Here is a 6365-nt window from a genome sequence, read left to right on the forward strand (position 1 = left end):
CAGCCAGCCGGCTCTCGGTGCCGATCGTGTGGGTCCCGATCGAGAACTTCATGAGCACGTGGTCGCCGTCGATCTCGAGGCCCTCCACCCGGCCGACGTTCATGCCCGCGATGCGGACCTTGTCGCCGGTGCTGATACCCCCGGAGTCGGAGAACTGCCCGTAGTAGCTGGGTTTGGCGAAGAGCATCGGGACATTGGTGAAGCTCTGGGCCACGCCGAGGACGAGCAGCATCACCAGGATGCCCATCAAGCCGATCCGGGGCCGGTTGGCCGGTTCCAGTGTCCTCATTGCGGAGTGCACCTCCCCGTCGGCTGCTGGAAGAGCCGGACCGTGCGGACCGGACCACCAGGCTGCAAACCGTTGAGCTTGACGGTGATGTCGCAGGCGTAATAGTTCACGAAGTCCCCGTAAGAGCCGATGGCGCGTCCGATCATGTTCAACGCGGTCGGCACCTTGTGGAGGTAATCGTTCAAGGCCTCGCGCTGGTCGATGAGCGGCTGCTGCACCGCGTCCAGGTAATTGAGGTTCTTGTGCAGCAGAACGCGATCCTCGGCCAACAGGTCGGCCACCGTCCCGGCGGCGTTGCTGATGTGCGCGATCCCGTCGGCCAACTGCTGACGGTGGTCGTTGAGCCCGGTGATCAGCACCTCGAGTTTGTCGATCGTCTGGTCGAATTGTTTGCGGTGCCGGACCGTCGTGTCCAGGACGATGTTGAGGTTCTTGACGACCTCGCCGATCGCCTGGTCGCGTTCGCCGAGTTGGGCGGTCAGTTGCGCGGTGTGATCCAGGATGTCGTTGATCGTGCCGCCCTGACCCTGGAACACCGTGATCAGCGTGGTGGCGATGGTGTTGACCTTCTCCGGGTCCAACGATCGGAACAGCGGCTTGAATCCGCCGATCAGCGCGTCGAGGTCCAGCGCAGGCGAGGTGCGCGACAGCGGGATGAACCCGCCCGGTGGGAGCACCTTGTCGGCGCCCTCCCCCTCGCCGCGGCCCAGTTCCAGGTAGCGGTCACCGATCAGGTTCAGGTAGCGGATCTGTGCGGTGGTGGACTGATACAGCGGCAGGCCGCGCTGCACGGCGAAGTCGACCCGCGCCCGCTTGCCGCCGTCGACCAGATGCACCGCGCTGACCTTGCCGACCTCCACCCCGGAGGCTCGGACGAACTGGCCGGGGCGCAGCCCGCTGACGTTGCTGAACTCGGCCGAATACCCATTGGTACGGTCGAAGCGCATCTGGCCGAACACCACGATGATCATCACGGTGAACAGCAGCAGCACCGCCGAGAAGATGCCGAGTCGGATGAGCGTACCGGTGATTTTCATGGGTTGATCGTGTTATCCCCTACCTGGCGGCCCCAGACATACTCGATCGCATACGGCGACCCGGTGTCGAGGTGGTTGTACGGCGCGAGGCTGTTGCCGGTGTCGACGACGAGCTCGGGCGCCGGCCACAGGTCGCGGGTGATCTGCTGCCAGCACCCCGGGGCACCACCCGGGCCGCCGTGGGCGTTCACCCGCGGCAGGTTCTCCGGATACATGTAGGGGTTGGGCGCCCCGCCGACCACACCGGCGATGCCGCCCAGTCCCATCGTCAGCGCGGCGGAGGCGACCAGCGACAGCGGATTGAGCACCAGCCCCAGCCCGGACAGAGCCTCGGTGTGGGTGTTCTGCGAGTAGCCGTTGCCGCCGAGGAACGATGCGACCTTGGGTTCGATGTCGTGATAATTACGCAGGCCGCAGTAGATCTCGGGGCTGTAGGTGTCCAGCAGCTGCGCGGTGGGCACCAGGTCCTTGGCGCCGCGCGCCAGATACGGACCGCCCTTGTCGAACAGTTCAGCACCGGTGTTGCCCATCCCCGCCGCCGACAGCAACGCCGCATCCAGGTCCTTCTGCTGCGCGTTGAGGGTGCGCGAGGTGATCACCGCGTTGTCGAGGAAGTCGAACAAGTCCGGCGAGGCGTCGGCATAGGTGTCACCCAAGTTTGCCAACTGTCTTATGTTCGAGCGGATCTGGGGCATCTGCGGGTTCACGTCGTCGAGCACCGCGTTGCCGTTGACGATCGACTGCCCGAACTTGTCCCCCAGCCCCGACAATGCCTCGGCGGCCGCACTCAGCGTCAGGTTCAGCTTCACCGGATCCACCCGCTGCGCGATCGAGGTGATCGTCTGGAACAACGTGTTGATCTCGGTCGTCACACTGCGCGCGTCGATCACCGTCGACGGCGTGATCCGTTGCGCCGTAGGGTTCTTCGGCGCCGTCAGCGACACGTACTTGCCGCCGAACACCGTGGTCGCCTCGACGTTGGCGGTCACGTTGGCCGGGATCAGATGCAGGTACTTCGGTTCGACGTCCAGAGTGAACTTCGCCGCGGGCCTGCCGTCGCGCTGCGTCTCGACGATGTCGGCCACCCGGCCGATCTCGACCCCGTTGTAGGTGACCTTCGAGCCCGGGTCCATCACCAGCCCCGCTCGCGACGCCAGCATCGTCAACTTCGTCTTCGGCGTGAAATCACCCCGGAACTGCCCGTACACCAACGCGAAAATCACTGCGAGAGCGACCACCACCGCGAGGCCGGCCGATTTGTAGGGCGGCTTGTGCTGCTTGTTGATCTGGACTGTCATGGCAGCTACACCGTCAGCGCGAAGTTGGGGTTGACGCCGTAGAGCGCCAGCGCAGCCGACAACACGACAACTTGCACCGAGACCAGCGAGAAGCGCATCGACCGGCCGACGGCCTCGCCGACGCCCACGGGCCCGCCGCCGGCTTCATACCCGTAGAAGCAGTGCGTGATCATCACGATCGCGGTGATGATGATGGCCTCCAGAAATGACCAGAAGACGTCATCGGGGCGCAGAAACGTGCGGAAATAGTGGTCGTAGGTGCCGTGGGACTGCCCGTAGAACATCGTCGTGGTGATCTGCGGGGACAAAAACGACATGATCATCGACAGCGAGTACAGCGGGATGATCACGACCAGCCCGGCCATGATCCGCGTCGTCGCCAAGAACGAGATCGACTTGATGCCCATCACTTCCAGGGCGTCGATCTCCTCGCTGATGCGCATCGCGCCCAGCTCGGCGGTCGCTCCCGCGCCCACCGTGGCCGCCATCGCGATGCCGGTCACCACCGGGGCCGCGATACGCACGTTGATCAGTGCGGCGAAGAACCCCGTGAACGCCTCGACGCCGATGTTTCCCAGCGACGCGAAACCCTGGATGGCGACCAGCGAACTGCCCGACAGCGTCACGAACCCGACGATCGCGACGGTGCCGCCGACGACGGCCATGGCGCCGGTGCCCATTCCGATCTGGGCGATCAGCCGCAGCGTTTCCTTGCGGTAGTTGCGCAGCGCATGGGGAATCTGCCCGATGGCCACCGCCCCGAACCAGCCCATCTTGCCGATGTCGTCGAGCGCGCGGCCCGCCGCGCCGCCGTAGCGGTCGAGGTTTTCCACCGCCCGCGGGAAGCGGGAGCGCACCACGCCAGAAGTCGTCACGTCAGTGCCCCGTCCCGAACCGCACACCGATCGTGGTCAGCACCACGTTGACCGCGTACAACGCGACCACGCACAACACCACCGTCTCGTTGACCGCGGTGCCCAGGCCCTTGGAGCCGCCGCGGACCGTCAAACCCCGGTAACACCCGACCAGCCCGGCGATCAACCCGAACATGGCCGCCTTGAACGTCGCGATGACCACCTCGGGCAGGCCGGTGATCACCGTCAGCGTCGCCAGGTACGCACCGCCGGAAACGTTCTGCAGGTAGACCCCGAACAGGTATCCCCCGACGAGCCCGACTGTGATCACCAGCCCGTTCAGCAACGTGGCGACCAGGGTGGCGGCGATCACCCGGGGCACCACCAGCCGGTGGATGGGGTCGATGCCCAGCACTTCCATCGCGTCGATCTCCTCGCGGATGGTGCGTGCGCCCAGGTCCGCACAGATCGCCGTCGACCCGGCGCCGGCCACCACCAGCACCGTGGTCAGCGGCCCCAGCTGCGTGACCGCGCCGATCGCCGCGACCGAACCGGACAGATCGGCGGCACCGAACTGGATCAGCAGGACATTGAGGGTGAAGATGAGCAGCACGGTCAGCGGGATCGAGACCATGATGGTCGGCAGGAATGCCACCCTCATGATGAACCAGCACTGCAGAAAGAACTCCCGCCACTGGAACGGCCAGCGGCCCAGGGCCTTCCCGGTCAGCACGCACATCCGGAAGAATCCGCCGATCACCGTCAGCGGCCCCTGCATCTGGTCGCGCAGATAGCCGGCCAGGTAAGGGCCGCGCCGACTCGTCGACGTTGACGTCACCGCGAGCCCCTCACGCCGGTCGCGCCCGGCCGAAGGGATCCAAGATGATCGTGCCGCACGCCCCCTCCTTGCCGCCCGACTTGTGTGACCATCACCCTGCTACGCACGAGCAGTAACCGGGACCACAGGAATCTACCCGATGGCCATGCACGTGTGAACCGCATCGGCACAATTAACCCTTCGTTGACGGTGGGTAAACGTTACAGTTTCCGTCAACCCCCCTCGCTGTCGATGGAATCGTTTGTCGTGGAATGCTTTTGAGAACTGTCCAGAGCCCCGTATCGGACCCGCAATTCGTTCTTGAGCACCTTGCCGGCGGGATTGCGCGGCAACGCCTCGACGATCTCGAGCGCCTTGGGATGCTTGTAGCGCGCCAGCCGTTCGGTCAGGAACTCGTCGAGCTCCTCGAGCCGCAGCTGCTCACCGCTGATAGCCACGACCGCGATCGGCACCTCGCCCCACTTCTCGTGGGCCCGGCCGACGACGGCGACCTCGACGATGCGCTCGTGACTCGCCAGGACGTTCTCCACCTCGGCGCAGTAGATGTTCTCGCCGCCGGAGATGATCATGTCCTTCTTGCGGTCGACGACCCAGACGTAGCCGTCGGAGTCCATGCGCACCAGGTCCCCGGAATGGAACCAGCCGCCCGCGAACGCCTCGGCAGTCGCCTGCGGGTTGTTCCAGTAGCCGCTCATCAGCGTGGGCGCCCGGTAGACGATCTCGCCGACCTCGCCGACGGGAACGTCGTTCATGTTCTCGTCGACGACGCGGGCCGCTACCGTCGGGATCACCTTGCCGACCGAGCCGCGCTTGCGGATCGCGTCCTCGCCCAGCAGCATGCATGTCACCGGCGACATCTCGGTCTGGCCGAACGCGGCCAGGATCTGGGCCCCGGGGAAGGTCGCCGACATCTCCCGCAGCAGCGCGTCCGGCGCCGGCGCGGCGCCCCAGGAGATCACCCGTAACCTCAGGTCGCGGGGTCGCGCCCGCTGCTCGGCGCACACGGCCTGCCACTGCGCCGGGACCAGGAAGATGCCGGTGACTTTTTCTGCCTCCAGAACGTCGAGCAGCTGTCCGGGCTCGAAGGCGCCGAGCGGGTAGATCACCGTCGGCGTGCCCAGCAGCATCCCGGTCAGCATGTTGCCGATTCCGGCGATGTGGAAGAACGGGACGCCGATGAAGCCGACATCGTCGTTGATGCTGGCTCCCATCGTGTACAGGCCGGTCATCGCCTGTCCGGTCAGGTTGGCGTGGGTCAGCACGGCGCCTTTGGGGCGGCCGGTGGTGCCCGAGGTGTACATGATCAGCGCCGGCGACTCGGTCGGGACGTCCACCGGCTGGTGGGAGGCGCCGGTCTCGCCGATGAGGTCTTCGTATCCCAGCCCGTCGCCTTCGGTGGCGCCGCCGGCGACCACCATCGTCTCCAGCAGCGGCTGGCTGCGGCACACCGCGGCGGCCACCGGAGCCAGCACCGACTCGGTGACGACCACCCGCGCTTGGCAGTCCTCGACCAGGCAGGCAACCTCGGAGGGGGTGAGGCGAAAGTTCAGTGGGACGGCGATGGCCCCGAGCATGTTGGCCGCCAGCACCGACTCGACGAACTCCACGCGGTTGAGCATCAGGACCATGACCCTGTCGCCGAAGCCGACTCCCCTGCGACTCAGCGCATCGGCCAGGGCCGAAACCCGGCGGTGCAGTTCCTTCCACGTCACCGTCCCGCCGAGGAAGCGCAGCGCGGTCGCGTCCGGCTGCATCAGCGCGTGTCGCTCGAGCTGGTTGACCCAGTGGTGCCTGCGGGCCCGGTAGGGCTGTTCCCCGTAGGGCTGTTCCCCGTAGGGCTGTTCCCCGTAGGGCTGTTCACCGTAGGGCTGTTGTGGTGCCGATTTCCGGGACTGTGCAGTCGCTGTCCGCTGGCCGGCCCATTGCGCGGTCAACTGATGCCTTCCCCTTCGCCCTCGCATCGCGTGCGCAGGTTTGATATTTGATTAAACATGGTGTTGTGTGGGTCACACTATGGCCTCGACGGCCGCCCTGACAAGCTCCGAAAGC

At 65.9% G+C, this 6365-nt stretch carries 6 protein-coding genes; all 6 read right to left on the bottom strand.

What is annotated here, in order from left to right:
- Positions 1 to 289 (bottom strand): MlaD family protein (locus AC2VOK_RS18870; protein ID WP_428901830.1); only part of this gene is annotated, 289 nt, incomplete at its 3' end.
- Entirely contained in the window at positions 286 to 1326 is a 1041-nt protein-coding gene (locus AC2VOK_RS18875; RefSeq protein WP_421528683.1) for a virulence factor Mce family protein, read from the bottom strand. The genes AC2VOK_RS18870 and AC2VOK_RS18875, both read right to left, overlap by 4 nt.
- Complete coding sequence (locus tag AC2VOK_RS18880; RefSeq protein ID WP_428901831.1) at positions 1323 to 2624, bottom strand: MCE family protein; 1302 nt, start codon at positions 2622 to 2624, stop codon at positions 1323 to 1325. The genes AC2VOK_RS18875 and AC2VOK_RS18880 overlap by 4 nt, the downstream gene beginning before the upstream one ends.
- A gap of 5 nt (positions 2625 to 2629) precedes the next feature.
- Entirely contained in the window at positions 2630 to 3499 is an 870-nt protein-coding gene (locus tag AC2VOK_RS18885; RefSeq protein WP_428901832.1) for an MlaE family ABC transporter permease, read from the bottom strand.
- Between the two features lies 1 nt (position 3500).
- Positions 3501 to 4256 (bottom strand): MlaE family ABC transporter permease, encoded by a 756-nt coding sequence (locus AC2VOK_RS18890; protein WP_428901834.1) that lies wholly within the window; start codon positions 4254 to 4256, stop codon positions 3501 to 3503.
- A 272-nt stretch (positions 4257 to 4528) separates the two neighbouring features.
- The gene (gene fadD5, locus AC2VOK_RS18895; RefSeq protein ID WP_428901833.1) at positions 4529 to 6250 is read right to left on the bottom strand and encodes a fatty-acid--CoA ligase FadD5; all 1722 of its coding nucleotides are present in this window, start codon (positions 6248 to 6250) and stop codon (positions 4529 to 4531) included.
- Between the last annotated feature and the right edge of the window lie 115 nt (positions 6251 to 6365).

The sequence above is a fragment of the Mycobacterium sp. TH-M116 genome, assembly GCF_057473685.1.

Excerpts from the sequence above, each read along its gene's own strand:
- AC2VOK_RS18875 (WP_421528683.1), bottom strand. The coding sequence starts at position 1,326 with ATGAAAATCACCGGTACGCTCATCCGACTCGGCATCTTCTCGGCGGTG.
- AC2VOK_RS18880 (WP_428901831.1), bottom strand. The coding sequence starts at position 2,624 with ATGACAGTCCAGATCAACAAGCAGCACAAGCCGCCCTACAAATCGGCC.
- AC2VOK_RS18890 (WP_428901834.1), bottom strand. The coding sequence starts at position 4,256 with ATGCAGGGGCCGCTGACGGTGATCGGCGGATTCTTCCGGATGTGCGTG.